General features: G+C 73.5%; 14 protein-coding genes. 7 read left to right on the top strand and 7 right to left on the bottom strand.

What is annotated here, in order from left to right:
• Nucleotides 1-161: 161 nt before the first annotated feature.
• The 3 genes from ACFQSB_RS35575 (at nt 162) to ACFQSB_RS35565 (ending at nt 6,660) form a co-directional block, all read left to right on the top strand.
• Nucleotides 162-3,077 carry a helix-turn-helix transcriptional regulator gene (locus tag ACFQSB_RS35575; protein ID WP_380831333.1) on the top strand — a complete coding sequence of 972 codons (2,916 nt, stop codon included), beginning with the start codon at nt 162-164 and terminating at the stop codon, nt 3,075-3,077.
• 132 nt (nt 3,078-3,209) lie between these two features.
• Nucleotides 3,210-4,310, top strand: coding sequence for an alpha/beta hydrolase family protein (locus ACFQSB_RS35570; protein ID WP_380831332.1), 1,101 nt, complete (start codon nt 3,210-3,212; stop codon nt 4,308-4,310).
• The gene (locus ACFQSB_RS35565; protein WP_380831330.1) at nt 4,300-6,660 is read left to right on the top strand and encodes an FAD-dependent oxidoreductase; all 2,361 of its coding nucleotides are present in this window, start codon (nt 4,300-4,302) and stop codon (nt 6,658-6,660) included. The genes ACFQSB_RS35570 and ACFQSB_RS35565 overlap by 11 nt, the downstream gene beginning before the upstream one ends.
• Nucleotides 6,661-6,797: 137 nt before the next feature.
• On the opposite strand, the gene ACFQSB_RS35560 is transcribed toward ACFQSB_RS35565, so the two are convergent.
• Nucleotides 6,798-7,415, bottom strand: a complete 618-nt coding sequence (locus tag ACFQSB_RS35560) for a DUF4142 domain-containing protein (protein WP_354848954.1) — start codon at nt 7,413-7,415, stop codon at nt 6,798-6,800.
• Nucleotides 7,416-7,605: 190 nt separating this feature from the next.
• Between ACFQSB_RS35560 and ACFQSB_RS35555 the strand changes: the two genes are divergently transcribed.
• Together ACFQSB_RS35555 and ACFQSB_RS35550 are read left to right on the top strand one after the other, a co-directional pair.
• Nucleotides 7,606-8,151, top strand: coding sequence for a sigma-70 family RNA polymerase sigma factor (locus ACFQSB_RS35555; protein ID WP_380831328.1), 546 nt, complete (start codon nt 7,606-7,608; stop codon nt 8,149-8,151).
• On the top strand, nt 8,148-9,146 hold the full coding sequence (locus tag ACFQSB_RS35550; protein ID WP_380831326.1) for an anti-sigma factor family protein: 999 nt from the start codon (nt 8,148-8,150) through the stop codon (nt 9,144-9,146). The genes ACFQSB_RS35555 and ACFQSB_RS35550 overlap by 4 nt, the downstream gene beginning before the upstream one ends.
• A 74-nt stretch (nt 9,147-9,220) precedes the next feature.
• On the opposite strand, the gene ACFQSB_RS35545 is transcribed toward ACFQSB_RS35550, so the two are convergent.
• Nucleotides 9,221-10,708 (bottom strand): NADH-ubiquinone oxidoreductase-F iron-sulfur binding region domain-containing protein, encoded by a 1,488-nt coding sequence (locus ACFQSB_RS35545; protein WP_354848958.1) that lies wholly within the window; start codon nt 10,706-10,708, stop codon nt 9,221-9,223.
• Complete coding sequence (locus tag ACFQSB_RS35540; RefSeq protein WP_354848961.1) at nt 10,705-11,343, bottom strand: hypothetical protein; 639 nt, start codon at nt 11,341-11,343, stop codon at nt 10,705-10,707. Before ACFQSB_RS35540 ends, ACFQSB_RS35545 begins: the two co-directional genes overlap by 4 nt.
• A gap of 400 nt (nt 11,344-11,743) precedes the next feature.
• Between ACFQSB_RS35540 and ACFQSB_RS35535 the strand changes: the two genes are divergently transcribed.
• On the top strand, nt 11,744-12,490 hold the full coding sequence (locus ACFQSB_RS35535; RefSeq protein ID WP_380831325.1) for a GNAT family N-acetyltransferase: 747 nt from the start codon (nt 11,744-11,746) through the stop codon (nt 12,488-12,490).
• A gap of 51 nt (nt 12,491-12,541) precedes the next feature.
• Here the strand turns inward: ACFQSB_RS35535 and ACFQSB_RS35530 are convergent, their stop codons facing one another.
• Both ACFQSB_RS35530 and ACFQSB_RS35525 read right to left on the bottom strand, forming a co-directional pair.
• Nucleotides 12,542-13,189, bottom strand: coding sequence for a response regulator (locus tag ACFQSB_RS35530; RefSeq protein ID WP_380831323.1), 648 nt, complete (start codon nt 13,187-13,189; stop codon nt 12,542-12,544).
• Nucleotides 13,180-14,427: a sensor histidine kinase gene (locus ACFQSB_RS35525; RefSeq protein ID WP_354848969.1), complete on the bottom strand. Its 1,248-nt coding sequence runs from the start codon at nt 14,425-14,427 to the stop codon at nt 13,180-13,182. The genes ACFQSB_RS35530 and ACFQSB_RS35525 overlap by 10 nt, the downstream gene beginning before the upstream one ends.
• Before the next feature lie 356 nt (nt 14,428-14,783).
• On the opposite strand from ACFQSB_RS35525, the gene ACFQSB_RS35520 reads away from it, so the two are divergent.
• Nucleotides 14,784-16,160, top strand: a complete 1,377-nt coding sequence (locus ACFQSB_RS35520) for an acyltransferase family protein (protein ID WP_380831321.1) — start codon at nt 14,784-14,786, stop codon at nt 16,158-16,160.
• A 59-nt stretch (nt 16,161-16,219) separates the two neighbouring features.
• Here ACFQSB_RS35520 and pgeF read toward each other — a convergent pair whose 3' ends face one another.
• Nucleotides 16,220-16,912, bottom strand: coding sequence for a peptidoglycan editing factor PgeF (gene pgeF / locus ACFQSB_RS35515; RefSeq protein WP_380831367.1), 693 nt, complete (start codon nt 16,910-16,912; stop codon nt 16,220-16,222).
• Between the two features lie 300 nt (nt 16,913-17,212).
• Entirely contained in the window at nt 17,213-18,391 is a 1,179-nt protein-coding gene (locus ACFQSB_RS35510) for an alpha/beta hydrolase family protein (protein ID WP_380831319.1), read from the bottom strand.
• Nucleotides 18,392-18,404: the final 13 nt, after the last annotated feature.

Raw genomic sequence — 18,404 nt, 5'->3', positions numbered from 1 at the left:
ACCAGCCGGTTTTACGCCAAAATCATGGTCCGGGGGCATCCGCGTAGAGAGCCCTCGACCATGAAGGCCCGGCTCCAGCGGAGTCCCGCGTCAACTTCCCGGCGAAATTGCATTGCGGCGCGGCTGTTCCTGGTGTTCCGTCGCGCTGTGGGGTACATGAGATGAACAGTGGTGAGACTCCGCCGTTCGGAGAGGGCAGCGGCAGGCCCCAACCCGGAGAGGCCCCGCTCGTCGGGCGGCGCGAGGCGCTCAAGTCGTTCTCCCAGGCGACCGACGCGGCCGTCACCCGTGGTTTCCAGTTCCTCACCATCGTCGGCGAACCGGGCGCCGGCAAGACGCGCCTGCTGGCCGAGCTGACCGCGCTCACCACCGGCCTCGGGTTCACCGCGCTGAGCGGCAGGGCCGCCGAGTTCGAGCAGATCATGCCCTTCAGCGGGCTCGTCGACGCCCTGGACGACCACCTGGAGGCGCGGCGCGACGATCTGTGCGAGCGGCTCGGGACGGCGCAGGCCCGCCGGCTCGCCGCCGTGTTCCCCGCCCTGGCCGCCAAGATGCCCGACACCGACGACGGCGCCGACCAGGACGAGAACGCCGACCAGAGCGGCATGGTCCGCTACCGGCTCTACCGCGCGCTGCGCCAGCTCATCGACGAACTGGCCCACCCCGGAGGGCTCGCGCTGATCCTGGACGACGTCCACTGGGCCGACGACAGCTCCGTGGAGTTCCTGGACCACCTGGTCCGCCACCCGCCGCGCGGCAAGGTGCTGCTCGCGGTGGCCTACCGGCCCGCGCAGGCGGGGCCCCGGCTGTCCGCCCTGGTCATGGGCGCGGGCGCGCGGGGAAGGCAGGTCACCGTCGGCCCGCTGACCCGCGCCGAGGCCGAGGAGCTGCTCGGCCCGGGCGTCAACCGCACCCGCGGCCACGCGCTGTACGAGGCCAGCGGGGGCAACCCCCTCTACCTCGAAGCCCTGGCGCGGATGAACCGGCTGGACGTCGGCGAGCTGCCGCCCACCGTGCGCGCCGCCCTCCAGGTCGAGCTCGGCGACCTGTCCCCCCGCTCGCTGCTGGTGGCCCAGGCCGCCGCGGTCACCGCCGACGAGTTCGAGCCCGCCCTGGCCGCCGTCGCCGCCCAGGTCTCCGAGGGCGCCGCGCTGGAGGCCCTCAACGAGCTGGGAGCCCGCGACATCGTCCGCCCCGCCGCCGCCGGGCGCTTCCGCTTCCGCCACCCCCTGGTGCGGCAGGCCGCCTACGAGTCCTCGGCGCCGGGCTGGCGGCTGGCCGCGCACGCCCGGCTGGCCGGCCACCTGGCCACGCTCGGCGCGCCCGCGACCGTCCAGGCCCACCACTTCGAGCGGGCGGGCTCCTTCGGCGACCGGCGGGCGATCGCCACCCTGGTCGAGGCGGCGCGCAGGGTCGCCCCGCAGGCCCCGGTCACCGCCGCGCACTGGTTCCGCAAGGCCCTGGACCTGATGCCCGACGAGCCCGCCACCCTGGAGGACCGGCTGGAGCTGCTGATGGAGCTGAGCCGGGCGCAGAGCGTCAGCGGCCGGCTCACCGAGGGCCGCGACACCGCGCGCGAGCTGCTGCGCCTGCTCCCCCCGGATGACCACGCGCGCCGGGCCAGGGCCGCGCGCATCTGCGCGCTGATGGAACGCCAGCTCGACCGGCCGCACGAGGCGCGGGCCCTGCTGCTGGACGAGCTGCGCCGCATGCCCGACCCCCGGGCGGCGATCGCCGTCCCCCTGCGGATGCGGCTGGTCGCCGAGAGCATGATGCGCGGCGAGTTCCGCGCCGCGCAGGCCGTCCTGGACCTCATGCCCGACTCCGGCGACGACTGGCAGCCCGACCTGGCGGCGGCCGTGGCCGCGCTGCGGCCGATGCCCGCCTACGCGGCCGGGCGCATCCCGGACGCGCTGCGCCACGCCGACGCGGCCGACCGGCTCATCTCCTCGGCGCTGGACGAGCACCTGGCCGAGTGGCTGGACGCCGTCGCCTGGCTGTGCTGGGCCGAGACCAACATGGGCCGCTACCCGGTGGCCCTGCGGCACTTCGAACGCGCCGCCGCCGTCGCCCGCTCCAGCGGGCAGACCTACATTCTGACCAACCTGCTCGCCGGCAAGGCCAAGACGCTGCTGCACATGGGCCGGCTCCCCGAGGCGCTGGCGACCATCGACGAGTCGGTCGAGGGCGCCCGGATGCTGGAGTCCGGCCAGCAACTGGTGTTCGCGCTCACCCAGCTGTGCCTGGCCGCCGCGTGGACCGGCGACCACGACGCCGGCCTGCGCGCCGGGGAGGAGGCCGTCCAGGCCGGCGTCGGCGCGGGCGAGGCGTGGGGCGACATGGCGCGGCAGGCCCGAGGGGTGGCCCTGGTCACCGCGGGCCGGCTGGAGGAGGGCGCCGAGGCCATCGTGGACGCCTGCTCCAAGTTCGCCGACTCGCGCCTGGACCGCGGCACCCTGGTCTCCAGCATCGAGCTGCTCGCCCACGCCGAGGCCGCCCTCGGCCGCCCGGCGGGGGCCGCCGCGTGGGCCGACCGGGCCGCCGCGCTCGCCCACCCCGACCTGCCGGCGTTCTCCGGCCTCATCCCGCTCGCCCGCGCCCACGCGCTGCGGGCCGGGGAGCCCGCCGCCGCCGCGGCGCTCGCCGACGAGGCCGCCTCCCTGCTGTCGGCGCACGAGCGCAGGGTGGACGCGGGGCGGGCGCTGCTGCTGGCGGGCCTGGCCTACGGGAACGCGGGCGAGCGCAACCTGGCCCGCGAGCGGCTCCAGGAGGCCGCCACCGTGTTCGAGGCGTGCGGCGCGCGCGGGCTGCGGGCGCAGGTCATGCGCGAGCAGCGACGCAACGGTGTGCGCGTCGCCACCGCCGTTCAGGGCACGCCGGGCGCCGCCCCGTACGGGCTGTCGCCCCGTGAGCTGCAGATCGCCACCCTGGTGGTGGAGGGCCTGACCAACCAGCAGATCGCCGAGCAGCTCTTCCTCAGCGTCCGCACCGTCGAGACCCACCTGTCGCACATCTTCGCCAAGCTCGGCGTCGGGTCGCGCGTCGGGGTGGCGACCAAGCTCAACCGCGGCTCATGACGGGTCCGCGCCCGCCGGGAGCCTCTCTACGAGGTACGGGCCGGGGCTGCCGGATGTACGGGGTTTCCACGATGCCGCGCGCCCCGCGGGGTTGGCATTGTTGGGGCGGGTCACGAACAGGAGGTCGGCGAGATGGAGCACCGCATTCCCCGGTACACGCTTGAGGGCGTGTCGGGCGCCGAGGTGTCGGTGCACCCCTTCTCCACCGAGGACGAGCTCGGCCTGACGCTCACGCGCTTCTTCGCCGAGGAGTCCGATGACGTCGTGCTGCTGGTGCACGGCCTGACCTCCTCCAGCGACATGTTCATCATGCCGGAGCACCGCAATCTGGTGAGTTACCTGCTGGACAGCGGCTTCGGCGACGTCTGGACGCTGGACTTCCGCATGAGCGGCCGGTTCCCCTACAACATGGAGACCCGGCGGCAGACTCTGGACGACATCGCCCTTCACGACCACCCCGCAGCCTTGAGGGAGCTCCGCCGTCACGTTGGGGCACGGCGGATCCACGTCATCGCGCACTGCCTGGGGTCGGTGTCGTTCCAGATGAGCCTGTTCGGCGGGGCGCTCGACGGCGTCACGAGCATGGTGGCCAACAGCGTGGGGCTGACGCCGCGGGTCCACCCGAGGGCCCGCGTCAAGCTCGCGTTCGGGCCGGCGCTGCTGGAGTACGGCCTCGGCCTGTGCTACATCGACCCGCGCTTCCACGACGCTCCCCCGCTGACCCGCCGCTGGCTGATGGCCCGGGCGGTCTCGCTGCTCCACCCCGAGTGCCGCGAGCCGGCCTGCCACATGCAGAGCTTCATGTGGGGCTACGGCCGTCCCGCGATGTACCGTCACGGCAACCTGGCGCCGCAGACGCACGTCCACCAGCGGCTGGCCGACCTGAACGGCGCCGCGGACGTGAACTACTACCGGCACATCAACAAGATGGTGCGGGCCGGGCGCGCGGTGAAGTGCGACCCCGGGAACCCCGCCCACGGGGCGCTGCCCGACGACTACCTGGCCGGCGCGCACCGCGTCGAAACGCCCGTGCTGTTCCTGACCGGCGAGCACAACGACGTGTTCACCGACTCCAACATCGTCTGCCACGACATCCTGTCCAGGCGCGCCCCCGGCCGCCACGAGCTGCACGTCCTGCCCGGCTACGGTCACATCGACCCGCTCATCGGCAAGAACGCCCACGTGGACGTCTTTCCGCACATCCTCGACTTCCTCAAGCGCCATGCCGGCTGAACACTATGACGCCGTGGTCGTGGGGTCGGGCTTCGGTGGCGCGGTCGCGGCGTACCGGCTGGCGGCGGCGGGGCTCTCGGTGGTGGTGCTCGAACGGGGCCGCGCCTTCCCGCCCGGCGCCTTCCCGCGCAGCCCCGCCGAGATGGGCAAGGCCTTCTGGGATCCGCGCGAGGGCCTGTACGGCATGTACGACGTGTGGAGCTTCGGCGGCTGCGACTCGGTGGTGGCGAGCGGCCTGGGCGGCGGCTCGCTGATCTACGCCAACGTCATGCTCCGCAAGGACGAGCACTGGTTCGTGCACGAGGAGCAGATCGCCGCGGGCGGCTACGAGTCGTGGCCGGTGACGCGGGCCGATCTGGACCCGCACTACGACGCGGTCGAGCGGATGCTGGGGGTCTCGCCCTACCCGCTGGACCATCCGGCCTTCGACGTGCCGAAGACCCGCGCGATGCAGGACGCCGCCGCCGAGCTCGGCCTCGAGTGGCGGCTGCCGCCGCTGGCGATCAGCTTCGCCCCCGGGCGGGGCGCGGAGCCGGGCATCGGCCTGCCCATCGCCGAGCCGTCGTACGGCAACGTGCACGGCGTCACCCGCCGGACGTGCCGGCTGTGCGGCGAGTGCGACATCGGCTGCAACGACGGGTCCAAGAACAGCCTGGACCACACCTATCTCTCCGCGGCCCGCCACCACGGCGCCGAGCTGCGCACGCTGCACCAGGCGCGGGCGATCCGGCCCCGGCCGGGCGGCGGGTACGAGGTGGACTACGTGCGCCACCGCCCCAAGCGAGGATCGGGCACGATCGGCTGCGACCGGCTGGTGCTGGCCGCGGGCACGTACGGCACGACGTATCTGCTGCTGAAGAGCCGTGCCGAGCTCACGGGGCTCAGCGGCACGCTGGGCACGCGCTTCTCGGGCAACGGCGACCTGCTGGCCTTCCTGCTGCGGGCCAAGGACCGCACCCGCACCCGGCCGATCGACGCCAGCCGCGGCCCGGTGATCACCAGCGCGATCCGCCTGGCCGACGACGCCGACGGCCCTCGCGAGAGCGGCCGGGGCGCCTACATCGAGGACGGCGGCTACCCGGCGTTCGTCGACTGGTTGGTCGAGGGGGCCGACGTCGGCAACGAGATCGGGCGCGCCGCCCGGTTCATCGCCGAGCGCGTGCGGGCGCTGGTCACCCGCGACACCAACCTGTCGGCCGAGGTCGCCGGCCTGCTGGGCGGCGGCGAGCTGTCGGCCAGTTCTCTGCCGCTGCTCGGCATGGGCAGGGACGTCCCGGACGGTGAGCTGCGGCTGCGCGGCGGCCGGCTGGACGTCGAGTGGAACCAGCAGGCGAGCGACGAGTACTACGGCCGGCTGCGCGCGACGATGCGGCGCATCGCCGACGTGCTCGGCGCCGAGCACGCGGGCATGCCGTCCTGGCTCGGAAAGCGCATCATCACGGTCCACCCGCTCGGCGGCGCGCCGATGGGGCGGCATCCCGGCGAGGGCGTCTGCGACGCCTACGGCGAGGTGTTCGACCATCCCGGCCTGTTCATCGCCGACGGCGCCGCCCTGCCGGGCCCTGTGGGCGCCAACCCGTCCCTGACCATCGCGGCGCTGGCCGACCGCATGAGCACCCGGCTGCTGGAACGACGGCCTGTGGCGACACGGCAGAGGAAAGAAGGACAGGTTGACATGAGCGTGGGAACGGGACGGGTGCCCGCGCACCCGCATGCCGAGGCGCACGGCCTGGCGTCCGCCGGGCACGGCGAGCGCACGTCGCTGTCGTTCAGCGAGGAGATGAGCGGCCACATCGCGCTCGGGGTGGACGACCCGCGCTCGGGCGACCTCGCCGAGCGCTCGCACGGCGGGCGGTGCACGTTCCGGCTGACCATCTCCATCGAGGACCTGGACCGCTTCCTGGCCGAACCCGAGCACCTGGCCCGGGCCGAGGGATGGGTCGACGCCGACTTCGTGGGGGGCCGGCGCCCGGTCGAGCGGGGGTGGTTCAACCTGTTCACCTCGGGCGGCGCCCCCGACCGGCGCGAGATGCGCTACCGGCTGTGGTTCACCGGCGCCGACGGGCTGCCACGCACCCTGGCCGGGTGGAAGGACGTCCATCACGGGCCCGCCACGCGGCTGTGGCTGGACACCTCGACCCTGTTCACACGCGTGATGTGGGGTCACGTCCCGGAGGGCGAGGACGGGGAGGCGGAGGTGGCGGGCGCCGGCACGCTGCACATCCAGCCCATGGACCTCGCGGCGACGCTGAAGAGCTTCCACACGCAGGGCCCGCACGGCATCGCCGCGCTGGCCCGGTTCGGCAGGTTCTTCGTCGGCCAGCTCTGGGACGTCTACGGACCGGGGTGAGGCGGAAACCCCGAGGCGGCCGATCGGCGTAGGGGGAGGTGGATCCCCCGCCGATCGGCCGCCGGCTCCGGAGCCCGGCGGGCGCCGGGTGGCGGTCGCGCGGTGGCCGAAGCCGCGACCGCTGTCGCCTCCGTCCCCTATTTGGAGGGGTTAGGGGAGGGGGGCGGGGGCGTCGGCAGGGCGGCGAAGTCCACCTTGCCGGTGCTCTCGAGCAGCGTCATGTGCTTCATCACCACATCGACCGCGACCTGCGCGAACGCCCGGATCTCGGAGTTCTTCGTGCCCGCGCGCACCACGGAGACGACCTGGAAGACCTTTCCGTGGGCGCCGCGGAGCCGGTCGGCGAACACCTTGTCGTAGGCGGCGCCGTTCAGGCCTGACAGCTCGGCCATCCACCCCTGCTGGTCGGCGTTGGGCGTGCTGGGCAGCGCGACGTTCAGCTTGGCGGCCAGGGCGCGCACCTGCTCGTCGAGCTTGGTGTGGTCGGCGGCGAGTTGCAGGCCGACCTCCTTGACCCGGGAGCTCGCGGCGCGGTCCTGCGCCTGCTGGCCGGTCGGGATCTCCCAGAGCCCGGCCTGGCGCACCTTGACCAGGAAGTCGCGGTCGGCGGGCCCGAGGGGGCCCGACTCGGTCTCGACCCAGTCGCCGGGCGAGGCGCCGCTGGCCGACAGGATGGCGTTCGGCGCGATGGCGAACACCGCGATGGTGGCGATGACCAGGAACGCGAGCGCGGCGAGAACCTCGACGAGTCGCATCGACCTGAGTTGAAGCCGGTTCACCTGGTTCTCTCTCCCTTTCGTGTCCCGTGATCCCTCGGGCGCGCTGTCAGGGGGAGGTACGGCCCCGTCCCGTCATCGGTTCATGCGTTGTGACGGGATTTTCGGATTTTTACGGAAGTTGCCAAATTTCCTCACGCGACGGATGATCCGCTGCCACCATGTGCCTGTGCAGCGTCATCGCAGCGTCCGGTCCCGACCGGAGGAGGCGCACGACGACTCCGAAGAGCAACTGGTCACAACGCTCTACCGCGAGTTCGGCGGCCCCCTCCTCCGCAATGTGCGCAGATTGACTGGAGGCGACCAGCAATGGGCAGAGGATGTCGTCCAAGAGACGGTCTTCCGCGCGTGGCGGAACGCCGGGAAACTCAACAGGGAGCCCGGCCTGCTCTGGGCCTGGCTCATGACCGTCGCCCGCAGGATCGTCATCGACGCGCATCGCCAGCGCTCGGTACGCCCGCAGGAGGTCGAACCTGACCGCCTCGACAGCGTCGCCATCCCCGACGGCTCCGAGCCGATGCTGTCGGCGATGGTGGTATCGGAGGCCCTGTACAGCCTCTCGGAGGAACACCGGGAGGCGCTCGTGCAGACCTACCTCCACGACCGTACGATCAATGAAGCGGCAGAAGTGCTGGGAGTTCCGCCGGGGACGGTCAAGTCCCGGGTGTACTACGCGCTTCGCGCCCTCCAGAAGACGATGAAGGAGAGGGGGTGACCGGTCTGATGGATTCACCCCCTCACGTCGAGGTGGCGGCCTACATCCTCGGGATCCTCAACAAGGAGGACTCCGAGGCGTTCGATCGCCACCTGCCCGACTGCCCCAGCTGCCAGGAGGAGCTGCGGGACATGTTCGAGCTGCCCGACGCGCTGGATGTGATCAAGCGCGGCATGAAGGGGACGACGGACGGCGCGGTCCGGGGCTCGGTGAACGGCGCCGGCCCGGTCTTCGGCGCCGACCGCGCGCAGCCGCCCGGCCTGAACGGCGCCCTGTTCGGCGGCCTCGACGACGCCGTTCCCGGTGGGCCGCGCGTGAACGGCGCGGGACCGCCCACGCTCAACGGCGCCCCGCTCAACGGCACGGCGCCGCCCGGCCTGAACGGCGCGCCACGCGCCGGCGCCGGCCCCTCGCCCGACGGCGTGGTGCAGGACCTGTGGTCACCCGGGCGGCGGCGCCGCTCCTCTTCTGGCCGCCGGCACGCCGCTCCCGCCTCTCACGCCAGGTCCCGCGAGGAGCTGGCCGAGTCCCGCGTCCGGCGTCGCCGCGCCCTGCTGCTCGGCGTCGCGGCCGCCCTGGTCGTCGGGGTGACCGGCGCGACGGCCTCGCACGTGCTGTGGCCCTCGCCCGGCACGACGGTCGCCGCCTCCACGCCCGAGGGCTCCTCCTCGCCGGAGGTCAAGGAGGGCACCAGCCCCGACACCGGGGTCAGCGGCTCGGTCGGCATGGTCCCCAAGGGGTGGGGCACCGAGGTGGCCTTCCGGCTCAGCGGCGTGCGCGGGCCCGAGCGGTGCAGCCTGGTGGCCGTCGGGCGCTCCGGCGACACCGACGTGGTGTCCGGCTGGCGGGTCGCCCCCGGGTCGGGGTACGGCGTGCCGGGGTTCCCCGAGCCGCTGCGACTGACCGGCGGCACGGCGCTGGCCAGGAAGGACATCGTCCGCTTCGAGGTGCGCAGGGACGACGGGGTCCGCCTGCTGGAGATCCCCGTCGCCTGAGCGGCGCGGAGGCCAGGGGCGACGGGGACGCCAGAGGGGGCGTACGAGGGGGACGGGGCGGGGGGCGTTATCGACTATCGCCTGCTCTCGGTCGGCGCGGCGTTGAGCCGCAGGGCGAGCGCGGGGCACATCTCGATGGCCCTGCGTGCCTCCCCCTCAAGGTTGGGCGGCACCGAGGCCGTGCTGACGACCGGGTAGCCGTGCTGGTCCAGGCGGATCAGCTCGGGTACGACGTAGGAGCACAGCCCGTGCCCCTCGCACCGGGACCAGTCGAGGATGAGCTGGGCCTCCGAGGCGCGGGCCGAGGCCTCGGCCGGCAGCGGAAGCACGCCCTTCACCGGCAGCCCGCAGGTGCCGTACGCCGCGTGGGTCATGACGTCCTCGGCGAACACGTCGATCGCCGAGAGCAGGAACCGCGCGGTGCCGTCGGGGTGCCCGCAGGCGCCCCGGCCCTTCATCGTCGCCGCGGCGCGCTGGACGGCCTCGATGTGGCCGTTGCCCTCCGCGAGCGCGCCGAACGCCTGCGCCAGGTCGGGCAGCCCCATGTAGCAGGGGCCGCACTGCCCGGCGCTCTGGCCGGCCATGTAGCGGGCGACCCTCGCGGACTCCCCGAGCGGGCAGGACTCCCAGCCGAGCGGCACGACGATGCCGGCGCCCAGGGCCCCGCCGAGCGCCTCGAAGCCGGCGCGCGACACCTCGGCGCGCTCGACGGCCTCGGGGCTCATCCACTTGCCGTGGTAGCCGCCGAGCAGCACTCCCTGCCCGACGGTGGCGTCGCACAGGTCCAGCACCTCCCGCAGCCGCACCCCGGTCGGAGTCTCCACGACGGCCGGTCTGCGGGCCGACCCGGTGACGCTGAGCAGCACCGTCCCCGGCTCCGACGCCAGGCCGACCGAGGAGTACATGTCGACGCCGAGCATGGCCATCAGGGCGAGTTGGGCGTAGGTCTCGGCGTTGGACAGCATGGTGGGCATGCCGCCCACGCCGCTGTCGCTGGAGCGCACCTTGCGTCCGGGCGGGATGGGCCGCTCGCCGTTGATGCCGCGCACGAGCGCGCCGCCCTCACCGGAGATGAAGCGGTCGGGCATGCGCACCACCCGGACGGTGTCGGTCATGCCGCGCTCGTGGATGGCGTTGAGCAGCGAGCGCTCGCCCGGACCGCCGTGGGCGACGCCCACGACGATCTCCACGGCCGACAGGGCCCTGGCCACCAGGTCGGCGCCGTCGAGGATCAGGTGCGGGGCCCGGGTGAGCAGCACCTTGTCCTTGTGCGCGGCGGGCTCGCCCTCGGTGGCGTTCACGACCACCGTGATGGGGGCGCCGCGCCGGCCCGCCGAGTCGATGACGGCCCTGAGCTTGCGGGCGAACGGGAAGCCCGCTCCCCCGCGTCCACGCAGGTCGCCGAGCTCGGCCAGGGCGATCAGGTCGTCGATCGGCAGCCGCGGCATGCGGCCGTGCACGCGCCGGTGGGTGTCGTAGTCCAGCCGGGGCGAGCTGTCGAGGCCGGCGGTGAGGCGACCCGGCCCGATCCTGAACACGTCGGGAACCCCGTACGTGGTCATCGCCGTACCTCCTTTCGCAGTGTGACCCAGAACTCCTCGTCGAAGACGTCGTCGACGCGGATCTGCTCGGCCTTGCGCCCGGCGTTGCCCGCGCGCATGGCCTTCGGGCCGCCGCCGTCCTTGGGACCGACGGTCACGACCATCCGCACCAGCAGCGCGAGCCCGACCACGGCCAGCGAGACCACGTAGCTCATGGTCACCCAGTCGGCGGCGGGCCGCCCGGCCGTGAGCCCGTGCACGATGGCGACGGGCCAGGACAGGTAGGCCGTCACGTGCATGGCACGCCACAGCCACGGCCAGCGGATGCCGACGAAGCTGCCTCGGAAGGCGCCGGTGGCGGCGACCAGGATCATCAGGTCGGCGGCGACGGTGCCGAGGCCGACCGCGAAACCCGACCCGCTGAAGGGCAGGAAGGCGTCCGCGGGGATCACGCGGCCCCTCATTATCTGCAGGATGACGTGCGTGATGAGGAAGCCGACGGCGAAGACGGCGAACGCACGGTGCAGATCCTGCATGAAGACGCGGTGACGTACCGCGAGGATCATCCGATCGGTGGCGGCCAGTCCGACGGCCACCGTTCCAGTCAGTCCAAGGAGAGCGAACACCCCCGAGTAGAAGATCAGAAAAGCCTGCACAGAGGCGAGGACCGATGCTCCGAGCAGAGCGGTACCCGCCAGAAGCGACGTTGACGTGAACAGCCCGACCACGATTGGGGCCCGTGATCGAGACCGTTGCGGGGCTCGTCGATGTCGCGTTTCTTTCATCCCGTCCTCCGCCAGATAACGCGGTACCGGCACAAACCGGACAACGTGGGGCTGGGTGCCTACCGGGATCATCGGGACATTTGCGCGCGCGATCACACTAGCGCCTCTAGAGTCCCCTTGGTACCAGAACGTTACAGAAATTCGGCGTGCTTGAATCGTCAACCACCGGCGCGTCAATACCCCCGCCGAACTGGGCGAATAACGGACGACGCGCCGTATCACGGCGTAAATCGGTGGCCGGTGAGGGCGCTCCGCTCTAACGTTTGACCACGTGGAGACTCTCAGCCGCCGCACGATCGCCGACGCCGGCGGCCGTCCGGTGCTCAGCTACGTCGAGGGCACCCGCGCCGGACGTCCGTACGCCGACCTGGTGGAGGTGCTCGGACCGGGCGCGCTCGACCTCATCCTCCGCGACATGCCGGGCTGGGTGGTCTCCGGCGACGAGAAGCTCGGCCGGCTGCTGATCGAGGCCGGCGGACGGCCACTGCGCCACGCCCACGTCCTGTCCCGTGACCTGCGCGCCGACCCCGCCCCGCCCGGCTGGGCCGAGACCGGCCACGGGGTCGTCTCCTGCGAGGCGGTGCCGCCGGCCGAGGTCTTCCCGGCCTGGCGCGCGGCCTACCCGCCCGGCCATCCCGACCGCGACCACGGCGACGACGCCACCGTCCTGCGCCGGGCTCTCACGCCACTGCTCTCCGGCGCCTCCTACGGCCCGCTGCTCCCCTGCGGCGGACTGCTGCTGCACGACCAGCGGGTGGTGGCCGGCGTCATGGTCGGCCGGCTGCGCGGAGAGCCCCCGTTCGGCGGGCCATGGGTGCTGGACGTCTTCCGCGACCCCCGCCCGCCGTTCGCGGGGCTCGGCGCCGTGATGCTGCGCCGCGCGCTGGCGCTGGCGACCCTGCACGGACTCGCCGCCCTCGGGCTGGCGGTCACCGACGGCAACCCGGCGCGGCGCCTGTACGAACGCCTCGGCTTCCGCCTCATCTCCTCCTCGATCACCGTGATCGTCCCCGGCTGACCGCCGCGTCCCGCCTCTCGGGCGGGCCCGGCGAGCGCGCGGCGCCGGCCGTCAGGAGCGCAGGAAGGCCAGGACGGCGAGCACCCGGCGGTGCTGGTCGCCGTCGTCGGCGAGCAGGCCGAGCTTGTTGAAGATGCTGCGCACGTGCTTCTCCACCGCCCCGTCGGTGATCACCATCAGGCGGCCGATGGCCGGGTTGGACCTTCCCTCGGCCATCAGGCCCAGCACCTCGCGCTCTCGCGGGGTCAGCGAGGCCAGCGGGTCGTCACGGCGGCGGCGCACCATGAGCTGGGCCACCACCTGGGGGTCGAAGACCGTCCCGCCCGCGGCCACCCGGCGCAGCCCGTCCATGAACTCCTCGACGTCGGCCACGCGGTCCTTCAGCAGGTAGCCGACCGCTCCGCGGGCGTCGGCGAGCAGGTCGTCGGCGTAGGACACCTCGACGTACTGCGAGAGGATCATCACCGGCGAGCCCGGCACCCGGCGGCGGGCCTCGACGGCGGCGCGCAGGCCCTCGTCGGTGAAGTCCGGCGGCATCCGCACGTCCACCACCGACACGTCCGGACGGTGTTCGGCGACGGCCCGCACCAGCCCGTCGCCGTCGCCCGCCTCGGCGACCACCTGGCAGCCGAACTCCTCCAGCAGCCGCACCAGGCCGGACCGGATGAGGACGGCGTCGTCGGCCACGACTACCCGCACGGCACCTCCGCGACGATCAGTGTGGGGCCGCCGGCCGGGGACTGCACGACCAGCTCGCCGTCCACCGCGCGCAGCCGGTCGGCCAGCCCGGCCAGCCCGTGCCCCTTGGCGACATGGGCGCCGCCGACCCCATCATCGCCGATCGACAGCAGCAGCGCGTCACCGGTGCGGTTCAACGACAGCGTGCACATCTGGGCCCGGCTGTGCTTGGCGATGTTGGTGAGCGCCTCGGCCGCCACGTAGTACACGGTGTTCTCCACCACGGCGGTATACCGCTCGACGACCTGCACGTCCAGCTCGACCGGGACGGTGCAGCGGCCCGCGAGGGCGGCGAGCGCGGGGGCGAGGCCGCGGTCGCTCAGGATCGGCGGGGCGATGCCGCGCGACAGCGCCCGCAGCTCGTCCAGCGTCTCGCGGGTCGCCGTGATGGCCTCCGCGAGCGTCGCGTGCGCGGCCTGCGGGTCCTTGTGCAGCTGGCGCTGGGCCCGCGACAGCTCCATCGCCAGGTACACCAGGCGCTGCTGCGGCCCGTCGTGGATGTCGCGCTCCAGCCGGCGCAGCGCGCCGGCCTCGGCCGACACCGCGGCGGCCCGGCCCTCGGTGAGATCGTCGATGCGCTCGTGCAGCTCGGCCACGCCGGTCAGCAGGGCGCGGCCGATGCCCGCCCGCAGCAGGGCGGACCCACGTATGACGCCCGGCAGGGTGAGGCAGAACACCGCGCCCACGGACAGGTAGAACGCGCTGTTGACCAGGTAGCCGTCGCCCAGCCCGAGCAACTCGGGCAGCTCCTTGTTGCCGGGGATCCTGCCGGTGATCCACCCGTAGAGGGGGTAGAGCACGCTGCTGACCGCCACCGCCCACCACACCACGGTCACCACGAAGGTGGCGATCGCGATCGGGAACACCAGGATGCCGTGCAGCAGGTCCAGCCACGACTGGCCGCTGGTCAGCGGGTGCAGCATTCGGCGCACCCATCCGGCGCCCTGAGGGGCGCGGGGGTAGCGAGGGCGGGCGACCGGGCGGGCGAGGATCTCGGGCAGCATTCGCCGCTCGACATCGGCGAACCCGCGGGCCACCAGCAGGGTCACGGCGAGGATCGGCAGGCCGACCAGCGCCGGGATGCTCCCGCCGCCCGCCGAGAGCCCGGCGATCAGGATGGCGAAGCTCACGACGCCCATGGGCAGCCCGAGCAGGGTGTAGCGGGTGTCGGCGCCGAGCCGCCTGAGGAGGAATCCCATGGCCACCAAGGTACGAGTCACGGCCCTCCCCGGTGCAGCCCGTTGGCAGGCGTCCCGTTGGTAGGGCTGGCCCTACCGTCCTTGGTGGCGTTCCCGGCCGCGAAGACACCGGTCCGCGTCAATGCGCCGGCCCCCTGCGCCGCGACAGGCTCAACTCACTGAAACCCGCCGGAGCTCCCGCCCCGGCCGAACCTCCGGCTCCCGGCCGGCCGGTCCTCGTCACCCGAGGATCCGGGCGGCCTCCCCCATGGGGATCCACGGTCCCGGCCCGCGGCTCACCTGACGGCCGTGGCGGCTCGGGGGCCGTCCCGGTCGCTCGTCCGCAGCCACGCCGACAGACAGTTATGAGGTGCGCCGTGCCCGCGCTACTCGACAGACCACCGGCCCTCCCCGCGGTCCAGGTGACCGGCGGCGGAGCCGTCCGCCCGGCCGCCGCTCCCCCGCGCCACGGCCGCCCGGGCCGGGACGTGTTCATCGACCTGCTGCGCCTGTTCGGCATCGCCGTGGTGATGCTGGAGCACTGGAGCATCCCGGTCCTGTCCTACGACCACGGCCGCATCGCGACCGGCAACGCCTTCGCCGCCCCGGGCGCCTTCGTGATCACCTGGCTGTCCCAGGTGATGCCGCTGGTGTTCTTCGCCGGAGGGGCCGCCAACGCGATCAGCCACCGCGCGCACCGGGCCCGGGGGCTCGCCGGCCCGCTGTGGCTGGCCGGGCGCGTGCGCCGCCTGGCCTGGCCGGTGCTGCCGCTGGCGGCCGTGTGGATCCCGCTCCCCCACCTGCTGCTCGCCCTCGGCCTGCCGGCGCAGCCGGTGGAGACGGCCGCGCGCCTGGCCGGTCAGCTGCTCTGGTTCCTCGCGATCTACCTGGTCGCCGTCGTGCTGACCCCGGCGCTGCTGCGCCTGGGCGAGCGGCACGGGTGGCGGGTGCCCGCCGCCCTGGCCGTGGCGGCGGTCGCGGTGGACGTGGTGCGCTTCACCTGCTGGGAGCCGGCCGGGTACCTCAACATCGGCCTGGTGTGGCTCGCGGTGCACCAGCTCGGCTTCCTGTACGCGAGCGGGCGGCTGGCCGGGGCGCGCCTGATGGCGGCGGGCGGCTTCGGCGCGGCGGCGGCGCTGGTGGCCTTCGGCCCCTACCCCGGCAGCATGATCGGCCTGCCCGGCGCGGCGAGCTCGAACATGGCGCCGCCGACCGTCGCGCTGCTCGCCGTGGCCTTCGGCCAGATCGGCCTGGCGATGCTGCTGCGCCCCCGCCTGGTGCGGCTGGCGTCCCGTCCCGCCGTCGCGCGCGCCATGGCGTGGGCGGGCCCGCGGATGATGACGGTGTACCTGTGGCACATGAGCGCGCTGTTCGTGGTCGCGGGCGTGAGCGTCGTCGGGCTCGGCCTGGCCACCCCCGCCCCGGGCGGCCCCGCCTGGCTGGCCGGGTGGCCGCTGTGGCTGGGCGCGCTGCTGCTGGTCCTGCGCCCGCTGCTCGCCCTGTTCGCCCGCTTCGAGGAGCCACCGGCCATGGCGTGCCGGACGACCGGATGGGCGCGCCCGGTCTGGGCGGCGGCGCTGTGCGGCGGCGGGCTGCTCGTCCTGACGGCGGCCGGCTTCGTCCCCGGCCTCCTTCCGATGCTCGGCGCCTGCGCCCTCACCGGCGGTCTCGCCCTGCTCACGCCGCCGTCCGCGCTCCGCGCCCGGCGAACCGTTCCGTCAGCCACCGTCCACGCCGTGACGGCGCACCGCTGAGGCGGCCGAGACGGGGACGGCACCGCCTTCTGGTACCACCCGCCGTGGCGGGTGGGGGGTCAGGGGGCGGGGGTCAGCCATACGTAGCCGGCGAATCTGCCGGTGATGTGGTCTCTGCGGTAGGAGTACAGGTCGCCGGTCTCGATGGTGCAGCGGGCGTCGTGCCGGACGTCGGCGACGCCGGCCCGCTTGAGCTGGGCGGCGATGCCGGCGCGCAGGTCCAGCGCCGGGGTGCCCTCGCGGGTGACCGACCAGGCCTCCGGCAGTTCCTCCGCCACCTCGGCGCGCATCTCCCCCGGCACCTCGTAGCAGGCGCCGCACGCCATCGGGCCGACCAGGGCGACCAGGTCGCCGGCGCCGCGGGCGCGCATCGCGGCGACCAGCGCCGGCACCACCCCGGCGACCGTGCCGGCCCGTCCCGAGTGGGCCGCGCCGACCAGGCCGCGCGCCGGGTCGGCGAGCAGAACCGGCGCGCAGTCGGCGACCAGCACGGCAAGGCCGAGACCGGGACGGTCGGTGCAGACGCCGTCCAGGGCGGGCAGCTGCTGCGTGAACGGCTCGGTCACGTAGGCGACGTCCGGGCTGTGGACCTGCCGCATGAACACCACGGCGCCCGGGTCGAGGCCGAACTCCCCGGCGGTCAGGGCGCGGTTGCGCGCCACCGCCGACGGATCGTCGCCGACCGCGCCGCCGAGGTTCCTGGTGTCGTACGGCCCGGCGCTGACGCCCCCGTGACGGTCGGTGAACGCCATCCGCACCCGGTCGATCGCAAGCACCACGCCAGCTTACTCAGTGCCTTCGATCGACCGGCCTGCGCCCGGGCACACCCCCGCGATCATGGTTCTGTTCCGTTTCGCCCACCTGGCGGGCGGCGCTGATCTACCTTTGCATCTGCCCGGCGCCGGTGCGCCGGGGACGGACCGCACTACGACCGGGAGCCGACGACGTGGATGTCCCTTCACTGCCCATCGCCCTGCTCATCGCCGGCGGCGTCCTGCTCCTGGTCTGCCTGATGCTCGGCGTCTTCCACCGGTGACCACCCCGCCCGGGCGTCAAGGCCGGGCGCGCCGCCGCGGCGACGGACGTGGGTTGGAGGACGCGCGGAAGGTGACCTCGGGATAGCGCGAGGACGCTTCGTCGAGGATGGGCCGGCGCTGCGACTTCAGGTGCTGGTCGAGAAAGGCGGCCACGTACGTGCGGGTGAGCTCCGCCCCACGGGCGGCGGGCAGCATGCCGGGGAGAGGTCGCAGGCCGATGACCTCCGCCAGCAACGGGATGTCGGTGAAGGACTGGTGTTCGGCGTCCGGCAGCACGAGCCAGCGCTTCCACCCGGTCAGCAGCTTCCAGTCACGGTCCCAGGAGGTGTCACGGCCGCCCGGGACATGCTCGCGCGAACCCATGAACATGAACGGCCGGGAGAGGCCGCTCTTGGGGATCCGGGCGTAGCTCGTGCCGTCCATGTCGATTCCGGCGCGTACGCGCGGGTCCTTCACCATGGCCGCCACGGCGGCGGCTCCGCCGATCGACTGGCCGACCATCGCGATCCTCCCGCGGTCGATCAGGCCGGAGTGCCGCCACGTGGAGGTCAGCTGGTCAAGGACGAAGGAGACGTCGGCGGCCCGGCCCTGGACCACCCCCGTGCCGAAACCGGGGTCGGTGTTGCTGTCGCAGGCCAGGCATTCGGCGATCCGGCCGCCGGACAGCATGGTCACGTAGCTTTCGTAGGTGTGGTCGATGCCGGCCACGACATAGCCTCGGCCGGCGAGGTCCTCGGCCAGGGAGGTGAGGGTGCTCATCGGCTTGGTGAAGCCGGGTGAGAGCACCACCAGCGGGAGCCTTCGCCCCTCGGGTTCGGCGTCCTGGACGGCGGTGGTCCGCGTCCTGCTCAGCAGATCGTACGGCGCGGTCGACATCCCCGAGCCCCTCAGGAGCAGTTCTGCTTCCTTGGCCGTCATGTAGGGCGCGCGCGGCCCGTCGCGCCGCTTGGCCGGGTACCACAGGGTGACCTTGAGCTCTCTGGCGCCGGCGTCGGGATCCCAGGGATCGGGGCGGGAGGTGTCGGTCAGGTGCAGGACGGTGGTGCCGACCGGATGGGGGCCGGTGGGGGCGGGCAGGGCGGCGGGGCCGGACGGCGTGGCCCGCGGGGCGTCGGCTCTGGGCGGCGCGGGCGCGGAGCAGGCGGACGTGGCCAGGACGGCGAGTCCCGCGGCGAGGGCCAGGAGCTGTCTCATGGCGAGGTCCATC

This window comes from Sphaerisporangium rhizosphaerae (assembly GCF_042665155.1).
Taxonomy (GTDB): domain Bacteria; phylum Actinomycetota; class Actinomycetes; order Streptosporangiales; family Streptosporangiaceae; genus Sphaerisporangium; species Sphaerisporangium rhizosphaerae.
The sequence above is the reverse complement of the archived record's forward strand: the minus strand, read 5'-3'. Positions and strand labels throughout refer to the sequence as shown.

Excerpts from the sequence above, each read along its gene's own strand:
- ACFQSB_RS35525 (WP_354848969.1), bottom strand. The coding sequence starts at position 14,427 with ATGGGATTCCTCCTCAGGCGGCTCGGCGCCGACACCCGCTACACCCTG.
- ACFQSB_RS35570 (WP_380831332.1), top strand. The coding sequence starts at position 3,210 with ATGGAGCACCGCATTCCCCGGTACACGCTTGAGGGCGTGTCGGGCGCC.
- ACFQSB_RS35565 (WP_380831330.1), top strand. The coding sequence starts at position 4,300 with ATGCCGGCTGAACACTATGACGCCGTGGTCGTGGGGTCGGGCTTCGGT.
- ACFQSB_RS35560 (WP_354848954.1), bottom strand. The coding sequence starts at position 7,415 with ATGCGACTCGTCGAGGTTCTCGCCGCGCTCGCGTTCCTGGTCATCGCC.
- ACFQSB_RS35545 (WP_354848958.1), bottom strand. The coding sequence starts at position 10,708 with ATGACCACGTACGGGGTTCCCGACGTGTTCAGGATCGGGCCGGGTCGC.
- ACFQSB_RS35510 (WP_380831319.1), bottom strand. The coding sequence starts at position 18,391 with ATGAGACAGCTCCTGGCCCTCGCCGCGGGACTCGCCGTCCTGGCCACG.
- ACFQSB_RS35575 (WP_380831333.1), top strand. The coding sequence starts at position 162 with ATGAACAGTGGTGAGACTCCGCCGTTCGGAGAGGGCAGCGGCAGGCCC.
- pgeF (WP_380831367.1), bottom strand. The coding sequence starts at position 16,912 with ATGGCGTTCACCGACCGTCACGGGGGCGTCAGCGCCGGGCCGTACGAC.